This window comes from Mycobacterium sp. 1165178.9, assembly GCF_001673555.1.
GTDB lineage: Bacteria > Actinomycetota > Actinomycetes > Mycobacteriales > Mycobacteriaceae > Mycobacterium.
The window spans coordinates 1-19,686 of record NZ_LZMB01000401.1 but is presented as its reverse complement, the minus strand read 5'-3'; the positions used below and the strand labels follow the sequence as shown (position 1 = coordinate 19,686).

At 68.0% G+C, this 19,686-nt stretch carries 18 protein-coding genes and 2 pseudogenes; 16 read left to right on the top strand and 4 right to left on the bottom strand.

Going from position 1 to position 19,686, the window contains the following annotated elements; genetic code table 11:
* The first annotated feature begins 174 nt into the window (after positions 1 to 174).
* The 6 genes and pseudogenes from rimP (at position 175) to A5652_RS17485 (ending at position 6,446) form a co-directional block, all read left to right on the top strand.
* Positions 175 to 708 (top strand): ribosome maturation factor RimP, encoded by a 534-nt coding sequence (gene rimP / locus A5652_RS17510; protein ID WP_067354041.1) that lies wholly within the window; start codon positions 175 to 177, stop codon positions 706 to 708.
* Complete coding sequence (nusA, locus tag A5652_RS17505; protein ID WP_067354037.1) at positions 705 to 1,760, top strand: transcription termination factor NusA; 1,056 nt, start codon at positions 705 to 707, stop codon at positions 1,758 to 1,760. The genes rimP and nusA overlap by 4 nt, the downstream gene beginning before the upstream one ends.
* A 185-nt stretch (positions 1,761 to 1,945) precedes the next feature.
* Complete coding sequence (locus tag A5652_RS17500; RefSeq protein WP_369805816.1) at positions 1,946 to 2,191, top strand: YlxR family protein; 246 nt, start codon at positions 1,946 to 1,948, stop codon at positions 2,189 to 2,191.
* 75 nt (positions 2,192 to 2,266) lie between these two features.
* A pseudogene (gene infB, locus A5652_RS17495) lies at positions 2,267 to 4,967 on the top strand (translation initiation factor IF-2).
* Positions 4,967 to 5,444: pseudogene (gene rbfA, locus A5652_RS17490) on the top strand (30S ribosome-binding factor RbfA); the annotation flags it as partial. The pseudogenes infB and rbfA, both read left to right, overlap by 1 nt.
* Positions 5,430 to 6,446: a bifunctional oligoribonuclease/PAP phosphatase NrnA gene (locus A5652_RS17485; protein ID WP_156745401.1), complete on the top strand. Its 1,017-nt coding sequence runs from the start codon at positions 5,430 to 5,432 to the stop codon at positions 6,444 to 6,446. The pseudogene rbfA and the gene A5652_RS17485, both read left to right, overlap by 15 nt.
* Here A5652_RS17485 and A5652_RS17480 read toward each other — a convergent pair.
* Together A5652_RS17480 and A5652_RS17475 are read right to left on the bottom strand one after the other, a co-directional pair.
* Positions 6,443 to 7,024 carry a hypothetical protein gene (locus tag A5652_RS17480; RefSeq protein ID WP_067354030.1) on the bottom strand — a complete coding sequence of 194 codons (582 nt, stop codon included), beginning with the start codon at positions 7,022 to 7,024 and terminating at the stop codon, positions 6,443 to 6,445. The two genes, A5652_RS17485 and A5652_RS17480, sit on opposite strands and share 4 nt — an antisense overlap.
* 55 nt (positions 7,025 to 7,079) lie before the next feature.
* Complete coding sequence (locus A5652_RS17475; RefSeq protein WP_067354026.1) at positions 7,080 to 7,829, bottom strand: enoyl-CoA hydratase; 750 nt, start codon at positions 7,827 to 7,829, stop codon at positions 7,080 to 7,082.
* A gap of 97 nt (positions 7,830 to 7,926) precedes the next feature.
* Between A5652_RS17475 and A5652_RS17470 the strand changes: the two genes are divergently transcribed.
* Complete coding sequence (locus A5652_RS17470; protein WP_067354023.1) at positions 7,927 to 8,196, top strand: DUF2277 domain-containing protein; 270 nt, start codon at positions 7,927 to 7,929, stop codon at positions 8,194 to 8,196.
* Positions 8,193 to 8,753: a DUF1802 family protein gene (locus tag A5652_RS17465; protein WP_067354018.1), complete on the top strand. Its 561-nt coding sequence runs from the start codon at positions 8,193 to 8,195 to the stop codon at positions 8,751 to 8,753. The genes A5652_RS17470 and A5652_RS17465 overlap by 4 nt, the downstream gene beginning before the upstream one ends.
* A gap of 27 nt (positions 8,754 to 8,780) precedes the next feature.
* On the opposite strand, the gene A5652_RS17460 is transcribed toward A5652_RS17465, so the two are convergent.
* The gene (locus A5652_RS17460) at positions 8,781 to 9,368 is read right to left on the bottom strand and encodes a DUF3558 domain-containing protein (RefSeq protein WP_067354014.1); all 588 of its coding nucleotides are present in this window, start codon (positions 9,366 to 9,368) and stop codon (positions 8,781 to 8,783) included.
* Between the two features lie 159 nt (positions 9,369 to 9,527).
* Between A5652_RS17460 and A5652_RS17455 the strand changes: the two genes are divergently transcribed.
* The 5 genes from A5652_RS17455 (at position 9,528) to A5652_RS17435 (ending at position 14,630) form a co-directional block, all read left to right on the top strand.
* Positions 9,528 to 10,505, top strand: coding sequence for a metallophosphoesterase (locus tag A5652_RS17455; RefSeq protein ID WP_067354011.1), 978 nt, complete (start codon positions 9,528 to 9,530; stop codon positions 10,503 to 10,505).
* Positions 10,502 to 11,182, top strand: a complete 681-nt coding sequence (locus tag A5652_RS17450) for a 4'-phosphopantetheinyl transferase (protein ID WP_067354007.1) — start codon at positions 10,502 to 10,504, stop codon at positions 11,180 to 11,182. Before A5652_RS17455 ends, A5652_RS17450 begins: the two co-directional genes overlap by 4 nt.
* Positions 11,179 to 12,075: a tRNA pseudouridine(55) synthase TruB gene (truB, locus tag A5652_RS17445; RefSeq protein ID WP_067354004.1), complete on the top strand. Its 897-nt coding sequence runs from the start codon at positions 11,179 to 11,181 to the stop codon at positions 12,073 to 12,075. Before A5652_RS17450 ends, truB begins: the two co-directional genes overlap by 4 nt.
* A gap of 73 nt (positions 12,076 to 12,148) precedes the next feature.
* Entirely contained in the window at positions 12,149 to 13,351 is a 1,203-nt protein-coding gene (locus A5652_RS17440; RefSeq protein ID WP_067354000.1) for a lipid-transfer protein, read from the top strand.
* Positions 13,352 to 13,358: 7 nt separating this feature from the next.
* Positions 13,359 to 14,630: an acyl-CoA dehydrogenase family protein gene (locus tag A5652_RS17435; protein ID WP_067353997.1), complete on the top strand. Its 1,272-nt coding sequence runs from the start codon at positions 13,359 to 13,361 to the stop codon at positions 14,628 to 14,630.
* A gap of 79 nt (positions 14,631 to 14,709) precedes the next feature.
* Here A5652_RS17435 and mntR read toward each other — a convergent pair whose 3' ends face one another.
* A complete protein-coding gene (gene mntR, locus A5652_RS17430; protein WP_067353994.1) occupies positions 14,710 to 15,402 on the bottom strand; it encodes a manganese-binding transcriptional regulator MntR in 693 nt (230 codons plus the stop codon).
* A gap of 111 nt (positions 15,403 to 15,513) precedes the next feature.
* Here mntR and A5652_RS17425 point away from each other — a divergent pair, with 111 nt between their 5' ends.
* The 3 genes from A5652_RS17425 to A5652_RS17415 all read left to right on the top strand — a co-directional run bounded on the left by A5652_RS17425 (position 15,514) and on the right by A5652_RS17415 (position 19,665).
* Positions 15,514 to 16,488 (top strand): bifunctional riboflavin kinase/FAD synthetase, encoded by a 975-nt coding sequence (locus A5652_RS17425; RefSeq protein WP_067353990.1) that lies wholly within the window; start codon positions 15,514 to 15,516, stop codon positions 16,486 to 16,488.
* Positions 16,489 to 16,799: 311 nt separating this feature from the next.
* Positions 16,800 to 17,069: a 30S ribosomal protein S15 gene (gene rpsO, locus A5652_RS17420; protein ID WP_007775081.1), complete on the top strand. Its 270-nt coding sequence runs from the start codon at positions 16,800 to 16,802 to the stop codon at positions 17,067 to 17,069.
* Positions 17,070 to 17,400: 331 nt separating this feature from the next.
* Positions 17,401 to 19,665 carry a polyribonucleotide nucleotidyltransferase gene (locus A5652_RS17415; protein ID WP_197513993.1) on the top strand — a complete coding sequence of 755 codons (2,265 nt, stop codon included), beginning with the start codon at positions 17,401 to 17,403 and terminating at the stop codon, positions 19,663 to 19,665.
* Positions 19,666 to 19,686 lie beyond the last annotated feature (21 nt).

The window sequence follows — 19,686 nt, the reverse complement described above, 5'->3', positions numbered from 1 at the left end:
CGTCAACCGCGAATCCTGGCGTATCGTGGATAGCTGGTTCTCGCAGAGGGCGGCCACCGACAGCAAACGGCCGGCACGGGTGCTCCTCCGCCGGGACACCGGAAGTCGCCTGCGAAGCCATCGGGGTGCCGACATCCGCCAGATGACCGGACAACTCAAGATGAGGAGCTCGCCGTGACCACCGGGCTACCGTCGCAGACGCAGGTGATCGAGCTACTCGGTGGAGAGTTTGCGCGCGCCGGCTTCGACATCGAAGACGTGGTCATCGACGCCCGGGCCCACCCACCCCGAATCATGGTGATCGCCGACAGCGACAACGGCCTCGACCTGGACACCGCAGCCACGCTTTCCCGCTCGGCATCGGCATTGCTCGACGGCTTGGACGCCATCTCCGACCACTACGTGCTCGAGGTTTCCTCGCCCGGCGTGGACCGCCCCCTGACCAGCGCGAAGCACTTCCGCCGGGCCCACGGCCGCAAGGTCGACGTCGTCCTGTCGGACGGATCGAAGCTGACCGGCCGGGTAGGTGCGACAACCGACGGCGCGGTCGCGCTGGTAATCCGCGCAGGCCGGGACTGGGCGGTGCGCGAGATCCCATTCGGCGACATTGCGAAAGCTGTTGTCCAGGTGGAGTTTTCGCCTCCTAACCAAGCGGAGCTGGAACTGGCGAGTATGGGTCAGGCCCGGAGGACGGAGACCGGAGCATGAACATCGACATGGCCGCGCTGCACGCCATCGAGGTGGATCGCGGCATCTCGGTCAACGAGCTGCTCGAGACGATCAAGTCGGCGCTGCTCACCGCGTACCGGCACACCGAAGGCCATCAGAACGACGCGCGGATCGAAATCGACCGCAAGACGGGAGTCGTCCGGGTGATGGCCCGGGAGACCGACGAAGACGGCAACGTCATCAGTGAATGGGACGACACCCCCGAGGGTTTCGGGCGCATCGCCGCCACCACCGCCCGCCAGGTCATGCTGCAGCGATTCCGCGACGCCGAAAACGAGCGGACCTACGGCGAGTTCTCCACCCGCGAGGGGGAGATCGTCGCCGGTGTGATCCAGCGCGACAGCCGGGCCAACGCCCGCGGCCTGGTCGTGGTCCGGATGGGCACCGAGACGAAGGCCTCCGAGGGCGTGATCCCGGCAGCCGAGCAGGTGCCGGGCGAAAGCTACGAGCACGGCAACCGCGTGCGGTGCTACGTCATCGGGGTGACCCGCGGGGCCAGAGAACCGCTGATCACCCTGTCGCGGACCCACCCGAACCTGGTCCGCAAGTTGTTCTCGCTGGAAGTCCCCGAGATCGCCGACGAGTCGGTGGAGATCGTCGCCGTGGCGCGAGAGGCCGGCCATCGCTCCAAGATCGCGGTGAAGTCCAACCTTCCCGGCCTGAACGCCAAAGGCGCCTGCATCGGTCCGATGGGGCAGCGGGTCCGCAACGTGATGAGCGAGCTCTCCGGCGAGAAAATCGACATCATCGACTACGACGACGACCCCGCGCGCTTCGTAGCCAACGCGCTGTCGCCGGCGAAGGTGGTGTCGGTCTCGATCATCGACCAGGCGGCCCGCGCCGCACGCGTGGTGGTACCCGACTTCCAGCTGTCGCTGGCCATCGGCAAAGAGGGCCAGAACGCGCGCCTGGCGGCCCGGCTCACCGGGTGGCGCATCGACATCCGTGGGGACTCGCCGGGCGGTTCCGGGGGTCATTCGGAGAGCCAGTCCGAACACGGTGCCACCCACGGAATGGCCCACGACCGCTAGCGGTCCGGCAGGCCGCAGCTGCACACCCTCGGGCGGTTCTGACCATCGATTCGGTGACGCTAGACTTAACCGTGATCCAGCGCGAACCTTCGGCCCTGGCGCACCGTCATGCGGGTGGACCCGTACGGACTTGTGTCGGGTGCCGGAAGCGAGAGCTGGCCGTCGAGCTGCTTCGAGTGGTGGCTGTGCCGAACGGGAACGGCGACTTCGCCGTGATCGTTGACACGGGCAAGAGCCTGCCGGGGCGGGGTGCATGGGTGCATCCCGGGCCGCAGTGCGTGCAACAGGCAATCCGGCGGCGGGCTTTCACCAAAGCGCTGCGCATCACCGGTTCACCGGATACATCCGCGGTGGTCGAGCACATAGAGTTCCTCTGTGCGCCCGAGCGCCCGGCAACAGAACAGGTAGCAAAGAACATGAGCACACCGTGAAGTCCCGATGACAATGCGTCATAGCTAAACCCGAGGCGCGGCCCCACGACTGTCGCCTCATAGACAGGAGATGTAGTGGCAGGTAAGGCCCGCGTACACGAGTTGGCTAAGGAACTCGGTGTCACCAGCAAGGAAGTCCTCGCCCGACTGAATGATCAGGGCGAATTCGTTAAGTCCGCATCGTCGACGGTGGAAGCCCCGGTGGCTCGCCGGCTGCGCGAGTCCTTCGGCGGCGGCAAGGCCGCCCAGAAGGCTCCCGCGAAAGCCGCGGCCAAGGCGCCCGCCGCCAGGGCCGCTGAAAAATCACTCGACACGGCCCTCGACAATGCCATCGGCAGCGCGGTCGGCAACGGCGAAGCGACGGCGACGCCCACCACGGCCGCCGCGGTAGTTGCCGCCGCCTCCGTCGCGACCGCCGGGACCACCGGGACGGCCACCGCCGGGACGCGGGGCGCCGGGCCGGGCCGGGCGACCCGGCCCTCCGGCACCCGCGGGTCGGGGCGGCATGTTGCCCGGGGAAGCGCCGCCGGGACGCGGCGCGCCCGGCCGGGGCGCTCCTGGGCGGGGCGCCTGCGGGCGCGGGATGGGCCGGTCGACCGGTTGCGCCGACGAGAACGGGTTGTTGCCGACCCGCGGGGCGCGAGGTTTGGGCATCGGGCCGGGTCGCCCGGCCCGGCCCGGCGCCCCGCGTCCCGGCGGTGGCCGTCCCGGTGGTCCCGGCGGTCGCGACGGAGGCGGCGGCAACTACCGCGGCGGCGGTGGTGGCGGCGGAGTCGGCGCACCACCCGGAGGCGGCGGCAATTTTCGTGGCCGTCCCGGTGGCGGTGGCGGCGGCGGCCGTCCCGGCCAGCGTGGCGGTGCCGCCGGCGCTTTCGGCCGTCCCGGCGGTGCGCCGCGACGCGGCCGCAAGTCGAAGCGGGCGAAACGCGCCGAATACGAGAACATGCAGGCGCCCGTCGTCGGTGGTGTCCGGTTGCCGCACGGCAACGGCGAGACCATCCGGCTGGCCCGTGGCGCGTCGCTGAGCGACTTCGCCGACAAGATCAACGCCAACCCGGCATCGCTGGTGCAGGCGCTGTTCAACCTCGGCGAAATGGTCACCGCCACGCAGTCGGTCGGCGACGAGACGCTCGAGCTGCTGGGCAGCGAGATGAACTACGTCGTCCAGGTCGTCAGCCCCGAGGACGAGGACCGCGAGCTGCTGGAGTCCTTCGATCTGACCTACGGCGAGGACGAGGGCGGCGAGGAAGACTTGCAGACCCGGCCGCCGGTGGTGACCGTGATGGGTCACGTCGACCACGGTAAAACGCGACTGCTGGACACCATCCGGAACGCCAGCGTGCGCGAGGCCGAGGCGGGTGGCATCACCCAGCACATCGGTGCCTACCAGGTGACCGTCGAACACGACGGCGTCGAACGGCCGATCACCTTCATCGACACCCCTGGTCACGAGGCGTTCACCGCCATGCGTGCCCGCGGTGCGAAGGCCACCGACATCGCCATCCTGGTGGTCGCCGCCGACGACGGTGTGATGCCGCAGACGGTGGAGGCCATCAACCACGCCCAGGCGGCCGACGTGCCGATTGTGGTGGCGGTCAACAAGATCGACGTCGAGGGTGCTGACCCGGCCAAGATCCGCGGGCAGCTCACCGAATACGGCTTGGTGGCAGAGGATTTCGGTGGCGACACCATGTTCGTCGACATCTCCGCCAAGCAGGGCACCAACATCGAGCAGCTGCTCGAGGCGGTGCTGCTGACCGCCGACGCCGCCTTGGACCTGCGGGCCAACCCCGACATGGAGGCCCAGGGTGTGGCGATCGAGGCGCACCTGGACCGCGGTCGCGGTCCGGTCGCCACTGTCCTGGTGCAGCGCGGCACGCTGCGGGTCGGCGACTCGGTGGTCGCCGGCGACGCCTACGGCCGGGTGCGCCGCATGGTCGACGAGCACGGCGACGACGTCGAAGAGGCGCTGCCGTCGCGGCCGGTGCAGGTCATCGGTTTCACCTCGGTGCCCGGCGCGGGCGACAACCTACTGGTCGTCGACGAGGACCGCATCGCCCGCCAGATCGCCGACAAGCGCAGCGCGCGCAAGCGCAACGCGCTGGCGGCGCGTTCCCGCAAGCGGATCAGCCTGGAGGACCTGGACTCGGCGCTGAAGGAAACCAGCCAGCTCAACCTGATCCTCAAGGGCGACAACGCCGGTACGGTCGAGGCGCTCGAAGAGGCCCTGATGGGCATCCAGATCGACGACGAGGTGGCGCTGCGCGTCATCGACCGCGGTGTCGGTGGCATCACCGAGACCAACGTCAACCTGGCGTCGGCCTCGGACGCGGTGATCATCGGCTTCAACGTGCGTGCCGAGGGCAAGGCCACCGAGCTGGCCAACCGCGAGGGCGTGGAGATCCGCTACTACTCGGTGATCTACCAGGCGATCGACGAGATCGAGAAGGCCCTGCGCGGCATGCTCAAGCCGATCTACGAGGAGAACCAGTTGGGTCGCGCCGAGATCCGGGCGATCTTCCGGTCCTCGAAGGTGGGCATCATCGCCGGCTGCATGATCAGCAGCGGCATCGTGCGCCGCAACGCCAAGGCGCGGTTGCTGCGGGACAACATCGTGGTCACCGACAACCTCTCGATCACCTCGCTGCGCCGGGAGAAGGACGACGTGACCGAGGTCCGCGAGGGCTTCGAGTGCGGTATGACGCTGGGGTACTCCGACCTCAAGGAAGGCGACATCATCGAGTCCTACGAGTTGGTCCAGAAAGAGCGCACCTGATGGCCGACCCGGCCCGGGCGCGCCGTTTGGCCAAGCGGATCAACACGATCGTCGCCTCGGCGATCGAGTTCGAGATCAAGGATCCCGGGCTGGAGGGGGTCACCATCGTCGACGCGAAGGTGACCGCGGATCTGCACGATGCGACGGTGTTCTACACGGTGATGGGACGCACGCTGGAGGACGAGCCGGATTACGGTGCCGCCGCGGCCGCCCTGGAACGGGCCAAGGGGGCGTTGCGCACGATGGTCGGGGCCGGCACCGGCGTGCGCTTCACGCCCACACTGACGTTCGCCCGCGACACCACGTCGGACAACGTGCAGCGGATGGACGAGTTGTTGGCGCGTGCGCGTGCAGCGGACGCAGATCTGGCGCGGGTTCGTTCGGGCGCCAAGCCGGCCGGGGAGGCCGACCCATACCGGGATAGCGGATCGGGCGTGGAGCCCGCCTTCGACGGGAGTGTCCGTGACGACGACCAACGCGAATACTGAACTGGGCGGCTCCAGGGTGGGGGCGCGTGTCGACGCCGCGGGTGCGGCCGAATTGCTGTCGGGCGCCGACACCGTCGCGGTGATCGCACACGTGCACCCCGACGCCGACACCATCGGCGCCGGGCTGGCGCTGGGGCTGGTGCTGGACAAGTGCGGCAAGCGGGTGGAGGTCGGTTTCGCCGAGCCGGCGGGGCTGCCCGAGTCGTTGGCGTCGCTGCCCGGCTGCCGGCTGCTGGTCAGTCCGGACGCGATGCGTCGCGACGCCGATCTGGTTGTCACCGTTGACGTTCCGAGCGTCAAGCGGCTGGGCGCGTTGAGCGGCCTGGCGGTGGCGGCCGACGAGGTGTTGGTCATCGACCATCACGCCTCCAACGACGTGTTCGGCACCGCCAATTTCATTGATGTGTCAGCCGATTCGACCACGATGATGGTCGCCGACATCCTCGACGCCTGGGGCAAGCCCATCGATTCCGACGTCGCGCACTGCATCTACGCCGGGCTGACCACCGACACCGGCTCGTTCCGCTGGGCCAGCGGGCGCGCCCTGCGGCTGGCCGCCCGGCTGGTCGATGGCGGCGTCGACAATGCCGCGATCAGCCGCACCCTGATGGACAGCCACCCGTTCGGATGGCTGCCGCTGCTGTCGCGGGTGCTGGCCTCGGCCCAGCTGGTGCCCGACGCCGCGGGCGGCTTGGGGCTGGTGTATGCCGTTGTCGCCCACCAGGATTGGGTCGGTTCACGCCCGGAGGAAGTCGAGAGCATCGTCGACATCGTGCGGACCACGCAGCAGGCGGAGGTGGCCGCGGTGTTCAAGGAGGTCGCGCCGCGGCAGTGGTCGGTGTCGATGCGCGCCAAGGCCGCTGTGGACCTGGCGTCGGTCGCGTCCGGTTTCGGCGGCGGTGGGCACCGGCTGGCGGCCGGCTACTCGACCAGCGGCTCGATCGACGACGCGGTGGCGTCGCTGGTCGCCGCCCTCGAACGCCTCGACTAGAACGCCCAGCTTCCCGAGCGCTGCACCACAAACCCGTGGTCGCCACTGGTGGTGTCCAGGCAGGCGACGAGGTCGTCGGTCCCCACCGCGCAAGTGACGTTGAGGTAGGTCAGCTTCTGGCCCGGCCCCAGCGTTCTGCCGCCGGCCGGCAGCGGGGCCGGGTTGCCGTCGCATCCGCCGTAGGACATGCGGGTCAACTGGTAGCCGGGTCCCTTGAAGTCCACCGAACCCACGAGGCAATCGCCGGGTCGCGGACGGCCGCCGGGGACGGGGACGTCGTCCATGCCTTGCATGTCGCCCTTGCACTTGATGTCCTGCGACGGTTGCGGCACGGGCGGCGGGCCGCCGTAGAAGTCACAGACCAGGGCCGGGCCGGCCGAAAAACTGACCCGCGGCGCGCTGCCCGGCGCGCCGCTGCCCAGATAGCCGTCGGCCGGGACGGCGGTGAAGGCGTCGAGGTTGGGAAATCCCGGGGGCGGCAGCGCGCCCGCGTGCGGCGCGAACGCCGCGATCGCCGATGCGGCCGCCAGCGTCAGGCCGACCAGCAGCCTCACGGCGATTCCGACGACCGCATGCATCAGCTGATCGTATGGGGTCGGCCGGGCTCCCGGGGCGGACTGGCGCAGATCGACGTCAGCGCACCTGCGAGCGCCCGCGTTGGAGCACGGCCTCCCGGTTGGCGGCGATGTCGTCCCCGCTGGTCCGGAACTGCCGGGCCGCGGTCGCTTCTTGCCACAGCCCCGCGCTGGTCTGCGCGTCGTCAATGCGGTGATAGGACGCCAGCAGCGCCCGCACCGCGTCCTGGTTGTTTCCGACGATCGACGCCGCCACCGCCCGGGCGGCGGGAAGCAGCTGGTCGTGCGGCACGACCTCGGTCACCAGGCCGGCGCGCAGCGCGTCGCCGGCGGACAGGTAGTCCCCTGTCATGCTCATCCGCCGGGCCAGCCCGACCCCCACCTTCTGCGGCAACCGCACGCTCAGACCCCAGGTGGGCAGCAGGCCCACCCGCGCGTGCGTGTCGGCGAACCGGGCGTTCTCCGAGGCGATCAGGATGTCGCAGTACAACGCCAACTCCAGCCCGCCGGTCACCGCGGCGCCGTTGATCGCCCCGATCACCGGCTTGGTCAGCGCCGGCCACCGCGGCGAGATGTCTGGAAGCGCCGAGGAGCCACCCAGTTCCTTGAGATCCAGTCCCGCGCAGAACACCGGGTCGGCGCCGGTGACGATGACGACGTCGACCGCGTCGTCGGTTTCGGCGTCGGCCAATGCGCCGAAGAAGCGGTCCCGCAAAGCCGAAGACAGCGCGTTGCGCGACTGGGGCCGGTTGAGGGTCAGGGTGCGCACTCGTTCGTCGGTGTCGATCAGCAGGATCTCGTCGGTCATCACCTCACCGTAGCCAGTCGCCCGGCGCCGTCGGGCGGCCGCCTCAGCCGCATGCACCGGGAGGCGGCGGCGCCGAGCAGCGCTTATCGTGGAAAACATGTGCCGGAACATCACCGAACTGCGCGGCCTGCAGCCAGCGGCCACCGCCGAGGAAATCGCGGCGGCGGCCCGCCAATATGTGCGCAAGGTCAGCGGCATCACCCACCCCTCCGCCGCGAATGTCGATGCGTTCGAGGCGGCGGTTGCCGAGGTCACCGAGACGACGACGCGGTTGCTGGGGCAGCTGCCGCCGCGGCGTCAGCCGCCCAAGACGGTTCCGCCGTTACGTCGGCCCGAGGTCGTGGCGCGGATGGCGGGAGCGAAATGACCGTCGTGACAACAATTCCCGCGCTCAAGGAGTGGAGCGCCGCCGTGCATGCCCTGCTGGACGGCCGCCAGCGGGTATTGCTGCGCAAGGGCGGCATCGGGGAGAAGCGATTCGAGCTGGCCGCGCGCGAATTCCTGTTGTTCCCCACGGTCGCGCACAGCCACGCCGAGCGGGTGCGCCCCGAGCATCAAGACCTACTGGCACCCGCCGCCGCCGACAGCACCGACGAACAGTTGGTGATCCGGGCCGCCGCGAAAGTTGTTGCGGCGGTGCCGGTTGAGCACCCGGACGGCCTCGCGGCGATCGAAGACCTGCACATCTGGACCGCCGACTCGGTGCGCGCCGACCGGCTCGACTTTCGTCCTAAGCACAAGCTGGCCGTCCTGGTGGTGTCGGTGAGCCCTCTGCTCGAGCCGGTGCGCATGATCCGGGCTGCGGAATACGGCGGCTGCAAGAGCTGGGTGGAGTTGCCGGTGCAGGCCCCGTTGGGGGCACCGGTGCACGACGACGCGGCGCTGGCCGCGGCCGCCGCCCGGGTCCGCGCCGCCGTTGGCTGACAACGCGGCCGGGGCCACGCGATTGAATCAGAACTTGTAATACGGCGCGAGGTCGTTGGCGCGTTGCGCGTTGGTCTGCATGCAATCGACCTCGGGATTGGAGTAGACGGTCGAGTAGTACAGCGCCTGCTGCAGCACCCCGTAGCTGGTCTTGAACACGACCATGCAGGAGTAGAACCAGTAGCTGTTGTGGTAGGTCGGCTTGAGCACCCAGTACTGCGCGGCGCGGTGACCCGCGATTGTCGTCTCGACCGCGTCGGCGGGCAGCGACTGCTCGTAGGTGCGCCAGATGATCGGCTCGACGGCCACCTGATAGTTCCCGGCGTCGAAGTGGCAGCGCAGCCCGTCCTCGTGTTCGGGCGGCGTGAAGCCCAGCCCGAGCCGCTGGATGACGTCGAACGGAATGTCCTCGCACGCGTCGAAGGGGCGCGGATCGGTGGTCGCCACGATCGGGCTCTTCATGGTGGTTTCCAACGGCTGGGCGGTCGATCTCAGCTCGACGGACCGATCGCCGGCACCCGGCCCGGCCGGGGCGGTCAACAACCCCACCGTGCCCCCGATGGCCGCTGTGAGCAGCGCACCCAGCGCCCCCATCAGACGAACATTGGCGAACACGACACCCCCTGACGCCTCAGCGGCCTTTTGGGGGGAGTGTACAAGTCCCGCTCGAGACGTCACAGGCAAACCTGAACTTGTTCTAACTCGCCCGCCCGCCGGCCGAAATGATGCCCGCGAAACGGGCTTGGCCCGTCCGGGTCGTTAGGGTGGTTAATCGTGGCTGGGCATACATCAGGGCAGGAATCGACCAACGGTGGGCAACCGACACTGTGGGCGGTGTCCGACCTGCACACCGGTCACCTCGGCAATAAGCCGGTCACCGAATCGTTGCATCCGTCCCATCCGGACGACTGGCTGATCGTCGCCGGCGATGTCGCCGAACGCACCGACGAGATTCGGTGGGCGCTTGACCTGCTGCGACGGCGCTTCGCCAAGGTGATCTGGGTGCCGGGCAACCACGAGCTGTGGACCACCACCCGTGATCCCGCGCAGGTCTTCGGCAAGGCGCGCTACGAGTACCTGGTCAACATGTGCGACGAGATGGGTGTGGTCACGCCCGAGCACCCGTTCCCGGTGTGGACCGAGCGCGGTGGTCCAGCCACCATCGTGCCGATGTTCCTGCTCTACGACTACAGCTTCTTGCCAGACGGGGCCACGAGCAAAGCCGAAGGCCTGACCATCGCGCGCGAGCGCAACGTGGTGGCCACCGACGAGTTCCTGCTCTCCCCGGAGCCGTACGCCACGCGTGAGGCCTGGTGCCGCGAGCGCCTGCAGATCACCCGTGCCCGCCTCGAAGAGTTGGACTGGATGACACCGACCGTCCTGGTGAATCACTTCCCGCTGGTCCGCGAACCCTGCGACGCGCTGTTCTATCCGGAGTTCTCGCTGTGGTGCGGAACCACCAAGACCGCCGACTGGCACACCCGTTACAACGCCGTCTGCTCGGTCTACGGCCACCTGCACATCCCGCGCACCACCTGGTATGACGACGTGCGGTTCGAGGAAGTGTCCGTGGGCTATCCGCGGGAGTGGCGGCGCCGCAGGCCGCCCAGCTGGCTGCGTCAAGTGCTGCCGGATCCGCAGTACGCGCCGGGCGACCTCAACGACTTCGGCGGCCACTTCGAAATCACCCCCGAAATGCGGCGACAGGCCGCGCAGTTCCGGGAACGGTTGCGGCAGAGGCAATCACGATGACTAAAGACACGCTGGTTTCGGCGGTGCTGCCGGAGGCGGACGGCCTGGCCTACTCGGAGGTGTATTCCGACCCGCCCGATCTCGCGCCACTGCCCGAAGAGGAGCCGCTGATCGCCAGGTCGGTGGACAAGCGGCGCAACGAGTTCATCACCGTCCGGCACTGCGCCCGGGTCGCGCTGGGTGAGCTCGGCCTGCCGCCGGTGCCGATCCTCAAGGGCGAGAAGGGAGAACCCTGCTGGCCCGACGGCGTGGTGGGCAGCCTCACCCACTGCACGGGTTATCGGGGCGCGGTGGTGGGCCGCACCGACGCGGTGCGCTCGGTGGGTATCGACGCCGAACCGCACGATGTGCTGCCCGACGGCGTGCTGAACGCGATCACGCTCGAAGAGGAGCGACACGAAATCTCCGCCTTGCCCGCGGGGCTGCATTGGGACCGAATCTTGTTCTGCGCCAAGGAAGCGACCTATAAGGCGTGGTTCCCGCTGACCAAGCGGTGGCTGGGTTTCGAGGACGCCCACGTCGTGTTCGACCTCGACCCGCCCGACGGGGCAACCACCGGGGTGTTCGTCTCCAAGATCCTGATCGATCCGGAGGCGCTGTCGGGCCCGCCGCTGACCGTGCTGAGGGGTCGTTGGTCGGTTGAGCGCGGACTGGTGCTCACCGCCATCGTGCTATGAGCGAAAGCCCCAGCGGGCCCGGAATAGTCGTCGTCGACAAGCCGCCCGGGATGACCAGTCATGACGTTGTCGGCCGCTGCCGCCGGATCTTTTCCACCCGCAGGGTGGGGCACGCGGGGACGCTGGACCCGATGGCCACCGGGGTGCTGGTGATCGGCGTCGATCGCGCCACGAAGATACTCGGCCTGTTGACGGCGGCCGCCAAGTCGTACACGGCCACCATCCGGTTGGGCCAGAGCACGTCCACCGACGATGCCGAGGGCGAACCGGTGCGCAGCGTCTCGGCGCGGCACCTGACGAGCGAGGCGATTGAATCCGCCGTGGGTGGCCTGCGTGGCGACATCGAACAGGTGCCGTCCACGGTCAGCGCTATCAAGATCGATGGCAAGCGCGCCTACCGGCTGGCCCGCGAGGGCCAGACCGTCGAGCTCAAGGCCCGGCCGGTGCGCATCGACCGGTTCGAGGTGCGCGACATCCGGCCCGGCAGTGGCGACTTGGTCGACCTGGATGTCGAGGTCGACTGCTCGTCGGGGACCTACATCCGTGCCCTGGCCCGCGATGTCGGCGCCGCCCTGGGTGTGGGCGGGCACCTGACGGCGTTGCGGCGCACCCGCGTCGGGCGCTTCGGGCTCGATCAGGCCTACCCGCTCGACGAACTGGCGAACCGCCCGCGACTCAGCTACGGCCTGGACGAGGCCTGCCTGTTGATCTTCCCGCGCCGTGACCTGTCGACCGAACAAGCCGAGGCGACCGGCAACGGCCGGCCCCTGGAGCCCGCCGGGATCGATGGCGTCTACGCCGCCTGCGACCCCGACGGCCGGGTGATGGCGCTGCTGCGCGACGAGGGCGCGCGCACGAAGTCGGTGGTGGTGATCCGCCCGGCGACGCTCTAACGCCCCCGGCCGAACGGTTGGTTGGGTTAGGTTGCACACTGGGGTATCTAGGCGGCCTACGGAAGGGTCTGAAATGTCCACCAAAACGTCCAACAAGGTTTACGTCGTCGGCGTTGGCATGACGAAGTTCGAGAAGCCGGGCCGCCGCGAGGGCTGGGATTACCCCGACATGGCCAGGGAATCGGGAACCAATGCCCTGACGGACGCGGGCATAGATTACCGCGAGGTCCAGCAGGGCTACGTCGGCTACGTCGCCGGTGATTCGACGTCGGGGCAGCGGGCGCTCTACGAGCTCGGAATGACCGGCATCCCCGTCGTCAACGTCAACAACAACTGCTCCACCGGCTCGACGGCGCTGTTCCTGGCGGCGCAGGCCATTCGCGGCGGCATCGTCGATTGTGCGATCGCGCTCGGCTTTGAAAAAATGCAGCCCGGCTCGCTGGGCGGAGGTGCTCAGGACCGCGAATCGCCCATGGGCAAGCACGTCAAGGCGATGGCCGACATCGACGAATTCGCGATGCCTGTAGCCCCGTGGATGTTCGGTGCCGCCGGTCGCGAGCACATGCGCCAATATGGCAGCACCGCAGAGCATTTCGCGAAGATCGGCTACAAGAACCACAAGCACTCGGTCAACAACCCCTTCGCGCAGTTCCAGGAGTCCTACACCCTCGACGACATCCTGGCGGCGCGGATGATCTCCGATCCACTGACCAAGCTGCAGTGCTCGCCGACCTCGGACGGTTCGGGCGCGGCCATCCTGGCCTCGGAAAGCTTCGTCGAAAGCCACGGGCTGGCCGGCCAGGCGGTGGAGATCGTCGGCCAGGCCATGACCACCGACTTCGCCTCGACGTTCGACGGCAGCGCGAAAAACCTCATCGGCTACGACATGAACGTTCAAGCCGCGCAACAGGTTTATGAGCAGTCCGGGCTCGGGCCGCAGGACTTCCAGGTGATCGAGCTGCACGACTGCTTCTCGGCCAACGAACTGCTGCTGTACGAGGCGCTCGGCCTGTGCGGTCCCGGTGAGGCGCCCAAGCTGATTGACAACAACGACACCACCTACGGCGGTCGTTGGGTGGTCAACCCGTCTGGCGGCCTGATCTCCAAGGGACACCCGCTGGGCGCGACCGGCCTGGCGCAATGCGCGGAGCTGACCTGGCAGCTGCGCGGGGCGGCCGACAAGCGTCAGGTCGACAACGTCAGCGCCGCACTGCAACACAACATCGGGCTGGGCGGCGCCGCCGTAGTCACCGCCTACCAGCGCGCCGAGCGTTAAGGGCGCCATGATCGAGTGGTCCGACACCGACCTGATGGTCCGGAGCGCCGTTCGGCAGTTCGTGGACAAAGAGATTCGCCCACATCTGGACGAATTGGAAACCGGCGAAATGTCGCCGTATCCGATCGTGCGCAAGCTGTTCAGCCAGTTCGGACTCGACGCCATGGCCGCCGAGTCGGTCAAGAAGATGCTGGACCGCGAGCGCGCCAAGCAGAACGGCGAGCAGCTCGACGAAGAACCCGACGAAAAGTCGGATGAATCAAGCGGTTTCGGGGGCGGCGCGCAGGGGTCGATGATCGCGGTATTGGTGTCCGAAATCGCGCGGGTCAGCATCGGGTTGCTCAGCACCGCGTCGGTGAGCCTCGGCCTGGGCGCGGCGACCATCATGAGCCGCGGGACGCCGGCGCAGAAGGAACGTTGGCTGCCCGAGCTGATGACGCTGGAAAAGATTGCGGCGTGGGCCATCACGGAGCCGGACTCCGGCTCGGATGCGTTCGGCGGCATGAAAACCTACGTCAAGCGCGACGGCGAGGACTACATCCTCAACGGGCAGAAGACGTTCATCACCAACGGACCCTGCGCCGACGTCCTGGTCGTGTACGCCAAACTCGACGAGGGTGACGCCGGCCTGGACAAGCAAGACAAGCGCAACCGGCCGGTGCTGGTCTTCGTGCTCGACGCCGGCATGCCGGGCCTCACGCAGGGCAAGCCGTTCAAGAAAATGGGCATGATGTCCTCGCCGACCGGTGAGCTGTTCTTCGACAACGTGCGGCTGAGCCCGGACCGGCTGCTCGGCGAGAGCGAACAGCACGCCGACGGCGACGGCCGCGACAGCGCCCGCGCCAACTTCGCCGCCGAGCGGATCGGAATCGCGATGATGGCGCTGGGCATCATCGACGAATGCCACCGGCTGTGTGTGGATTACGCCAAGAGCCGGACGTTGTGGGGCAAGAACATCGGGCAGTTCCAACTGATCCAGCTGAAGCTGGCCAAGATGGAGATCGCCCGGATGAACGTGCAGAACATGGTCTTTCACACGATCGAGCGCCAACAGGCCGGCAAACCGCTGACACTGGCCGAGGCCTCGGCCATCAAGCTGTACTCGTCGGAGGCGGCCACCGAGGTGGCGATGGAGGCCGTACAGCTGTTCGGCGGCAACGGATACATGGCCGAGTACCGGGTGGAGCAGCTGGCCCGCGACGCCAAATCGCTGATGATCTACGCGGGCAGCAACGAGGTTCAGGTCACCCACATCGCCAAGGGTCTGCTGAGCACCTAGCCCGATCGTCGAACGTGCACTGAGGGCGAGAAGACGGCCGAAATCTCGCCGTGAATGCACGCTCGGCGAACCGAAATAGCTAGGCCGTCACCCAGATGGCCCGCGCCGCGGGGCTGCCCAGGTCGACCGTCGTCTCGGCGCCGTCGCCGGAGTCGATCGCGACCGAGATCATGCCGGCGAATTCGCGCCGGGTCAGGACCCGCAGCCGGGAGTCCAGATTGATGCCGACATCGGTGAAGTAGCGCAGCATCTCGGGGTCGGCGTCGGAGATGCGCGCCACCGTGCCGGCGTCCCCGTCGTCGCACGCCCACAGCTGGCGGGCCGGCGGGGTGGGCACCTGCCCGTCGGAGGCGGGGATCGGGTCGCCGTGCGGGTCTCGCTGCGGGAAACCCAGTTTCGCGTCGATGCGGGCCACCAGGCGATCGGATACCGCGTGCTCGAGCACCTCGGCCTCGTCGTGCACCTCGTCCCAGGCGTAGCCAAGCTCGTTGACCAGGAAGGTCTCCAACAGCCGGTGCCGGCGCACCATCTCCAGCGCCGCCCGCCGCCCCGCCTCGGTCAGCGTCACCGCACCGTACTTCTCGTGATCGACGAGGCCCTGCTCGGCCAACTTGCGAATGGACTCCGAGGCCGTGCTGGCCGACACCCCGATCTTCTCGGCCAACATCTTGGTGCTGACCTTCTCCAGCGACCACTCCTGGGCATTCCAGATGGCCTTGAGGTAGTCCTGGCCGACCGCGGTGATACCGCCACGCTCTTCGTCAGCCCTCACAACCAGAAAGTTTAGGCACCCCACGCCTGATCCGGCGTGTTGCCCGACACCTTGGCGGGCTTAGCCCTCTGGATCTCCCGGCGGACCACTCGGCGCCGTAGGCTTGCGGGCGTGCAGCGGTGGCGCGGCCAAGACGAGATACCCACGGACTGGGGCAGGTGTGTGCTCACCATCGGTGTGTTCGATGGCGTGCATCGCGGCCACGCGGAGCTGATCGCGCATGCGGTGAAGGCGGCGCGGGCCCGCAACGTCCCGACCGTGTTGATGACGTTCGACCCGCATCCGATGGAAGTGGTCTATCCCGGCAGTCATCCCGCGCAGTTGACGACGCTGACCCGGCGCGCCGAACTGGCCGAAGAGCTGGGCATCGACGTCTTCCTGGTGATGCCGTTCACGACGGATTTCATGAAGCTCACCCCGGAGCGCTACGTGCACGAGTTGCTGGTGGAGAACCTGCACGTCGTGGAGGTGGTGGTGGGGGAGAACTTCACCTTCGGCAAGAAGGCGGCAGGCAACGTCGAGACCCTCCGGCGCGCCGGCGAGCGTTTCGGGTTCGCCGTGGAGTCGATGTCGCTGCTGTCCGAGCATCACAGCAACGAGACCGTGACGTTCTCGTCCACCTACATCCGGTCCTGCGTGGACGCCGGTGACATGGTGGCGGCCACCGAGGCGCTGGGCCGCCCGCACCGGGTCGAAGGTGTCGTGGTCCGGGGCCACGGACGCGGCATCGAGTTGGGTTACCCGACCGCCAACGTGGCGCCGCCGATGTACTCGGCCATCCCGGCCGACGGCGTGTACGCCGCGTGGTTCACCGTGCTCGGCCACGGACCGGCCACCGGCACCGTCGTCCCCGGTGAGCGCTACCAGGCGGCGGTGTCCGTCGGCACCAACCCGACCTTCTCCGGGCGCACCCGCACGGTCGAGGCGTTCGTCCTGGACACCACCGCCGACCTCTATGGCCAGCACGTCGCCCTGGATTTCGTTGCGCGCATCCGCGGTCAGCACAAGTTCGACTCCGTTAAGGAACTCGTGGTCGCGATGGGCAACGACACCGACCGGGCTCGGGCTTTGCTGTCCGCGGGTTGATCCCCTCCGGTAAACCCGGTTGATCCGCTCCGGTCACATCCGCCACACCAGCCTCTGCGCAGGGGGCCATCCGATGCGCCCGCCTTTCAGCGACAATGCGTAAACGGCGTGCTTTGTCGCTGAACGGCGGTATTCCTTCGAGCGGGTCCCCTGGGGCGGCTGTGGCTGACGTGGCGACTGCGCGCACCGCGCGTTTATGCCCGGTGGCTGCGGCGCTGTTAAACTGCCGGACGACATCGGCGCGTGCTGCGGTTCGCGGTGGCCGCGCCTTGAACCTTTACCTCTCGCGGACCGATTGATGGAGATAGTTCGTGGCGCTGACAGCCGAGCAGAAAAAAGAGATTCTGGGCAACTATGGCCTGCATGGGACCGACACCGGTTCGCCCGAGGCGCAGGTCGCGCTGCTGACCAAGCGGATCGCCGACCTGACCGAGCACCTGAAGGTGCACAAGCACGACCACCACTCGCGGCGCGGACTGTTGCTGCTGGTCGGACGCCGGCGCCGGCTGCTCAAGTACGTCGCGCAGATCGATGTCGAGCGGTACCGCTCGCTGGTCGAGCGGCTGGGCCTGCGTCGCTGACGCAAGCCGGTGTCAGCACCGCGCAGATTCCGAGCGATATCGCGGGCAGAGGTCGCCCGTGTAGAGTGAGGACGTTCTGGGCCGGTTCGGCCCGAGCAAACGGTGCGGTCACGCAGATCCGCGTGTGCCGTTCCAGCGTGTCACTACGCACCCCCGAGGGAGCAGCCCAGTCTGCATCGGGCGGTCTTCGGTAGTGGCTGCCGGACTCTCCGGATCTGGGGCAGGTCGGCCGCTTCGATCGATGGCCGTAGCCGTATTCAGACTCTCGCTTTCTGGGTTTCGCATGGACGCGCGAAAAAGCTGAATACCTAGAGAGGCTGTACGGACACCCATGTCTGTCGCTGAAATTGAAGAGGGCGTGTTCGAGGCGACCGCCACCATCGACAACGGGAGCTTCGGCACCCGCACCATCCGTTTCGAGACCGGCCGATTGGCCCAGCAGGCAGCTGGCGCCGTGGTCGCCTACCTCGATGAGGAAAACATGCTGTTGTCGGCGACCACCGCCAGCAAGAGCCCGAAGGAGCACTTCGACTTCTTCCCGCTGACCGTCGATGTCGAGGAGCGGATGTATGCCGCCGGTCGCATCCCCGGTTCGTTCTTCCGTCGCGAGGGGCGTCCGTCCACCGACGCGATCCTCACCTGCCGGCTCATCGACCGGCCACTGCGCCCGTCGTTCGTCTCCGGGCTGCGCAACGAAATTCAGGTCGTGGTCACGGTCATGAGCCTGGATCCCAACGACCTGTACGACGTGCTGGCCATCAACGCCGCGTCGGCGTCCACCCAGCTGAGCGGCCTGCCGTTCTCGGGTCCCATCGGTGGTGTGCGGGTCGCGCTGATCGACGGCACCTGGGTGGCGTTCCCGACCGTGGAGCAGCTCGAGCGCGCGGTGTTCGACATGGTGGTGGCCGGCCGCAAGGTCGAGGGCGACGTCGCGATCATGATGGTCGAGGCCGAGGCCACCGACAAGGTCATCGAGCTCGTCGAGGGCGGCGCCCAGGCGCCGACGGAAACCGTTGTGGCCGAGGGGCTCGAGGCGGCCAAGCCGTTCATCGCGGTGCTGTGCACCGCGCAGGAGGAGTTGGCCGGGGCCGCCGCCAAGCCCGTCGGCGAGTACCCGACGTTCCCGGACTACCAGGAAGACGTCTACTACTCGGTGGCCTCGGTGGCCACCGACGAGCTGGCCAAGGCGCTGACGATCGGCGGCAAGGCCGAGCGCGACGCGCGCACCGACGAGCTGAAAGCGGAAGTGCTGGCGCGGCTCACTGGAGACTCTGGGACCTACGAGGGCCGCGAGAAAGAGGTCAGCGCCGCATACCGGTCACTGACCAAGAAGCTGGTGCGCCAGCGCATCCTGACCGACCACTTCCGCATCGACGGCCGCGGCATCACCGACATCCGCGCGTTGTCGGCCGAGGTCGCCGTGGTGCCGCGGGCGCACGGCAGCGCGCTCTTCCAGCGCGGCGAGACCCAGATCCTGGGTGTCACCACGCTCGACATGGTGAAGATGGCTCAGCAGATCGACTCGCTGGGACCGGAAACCACGAAGCGCTACATGCATCACTACAACTTCCCGCCGTACTCCACCGGTGAGACCGGCCGCGTGGGCTCGCCCAAGCGGCGCGAGATCGGGCATGGTGCGCTGGCCGAGCGCGCTCTGCTTCCGGTGCTGCCCGGCGTTGAGGAGTTCCCGTACGCCATCCGTCAGGTGTCCGAGGCGTTGGGCTCCAACGGCTCGACGTCGATGGGTTCGGTGTGTGCGTCCACCCTGTCGCTGCTGAATGCCGGTGTGCCGCTGAAGGCTCCGGTGGCCGGCATCGCGATGGGTCTGGTCTCCGATGATGTCGAGGTCGACGGCAAGACCGAGCGCCGCTTCGTCACCCTGACCGACATCCTGGGCGCCGAGGACGCGTTCGGCGACATGGACTTCAAGTGCGCCGGCACCAAGGACTTCGTCACCGCGCTGCAGCTGGACACCAAGCTCGACGGCATCCCGTCGCAGGTGCTGGCGGGCGCGCTGGGGCAGGCCAAGGATGCGCGGCTGACCATCCTGGAGGTCATGGCCGAGGCGATCGACCAGCCGGACGAGATGAGCCCGTACGCACCGCGGGTCACCACCATCAAGGTTCCGGTGGACAAAATCGGTGAGGTCATCGGACCCAAGGGCAAGGTGATCAACGGCATCACCGAGGAGACCGGCGCGCAGATCTCGATCGAGGACGACGGCACCGTGTTCGTCGGCGCCACCGACGGACCCTCGGCGCAGGCCGCGATAGACCGCATCAATGCCATCGCAAACCCGCAGCTGCCGACGGTAGGGGAACGGTTCCTCGGAACCGTGGTCAAGACAACGGATTTCGGTGCGTTCGTGTCGCTGCTGCCCGGGCGTGACGGCCTGGTGCACATCTCCAAGCTCGGTAAGGGCAAGCGGATCGCCAAGGTCGAGGACGTGGTGAACGTCGGCGACAAGCTGCGCGTCGAAATCGCCGACATCGACAAGCGCGGCAAGATCTCGCTGGTGCTGGTGGAGGAAGACAATGCGGCTCCCGCCGACGCTCCGGCGGCCGCCCCTGCCGATGCCGCAACCGCGAGCAGCTGAATCGTCGGCCGGGACGCGTCC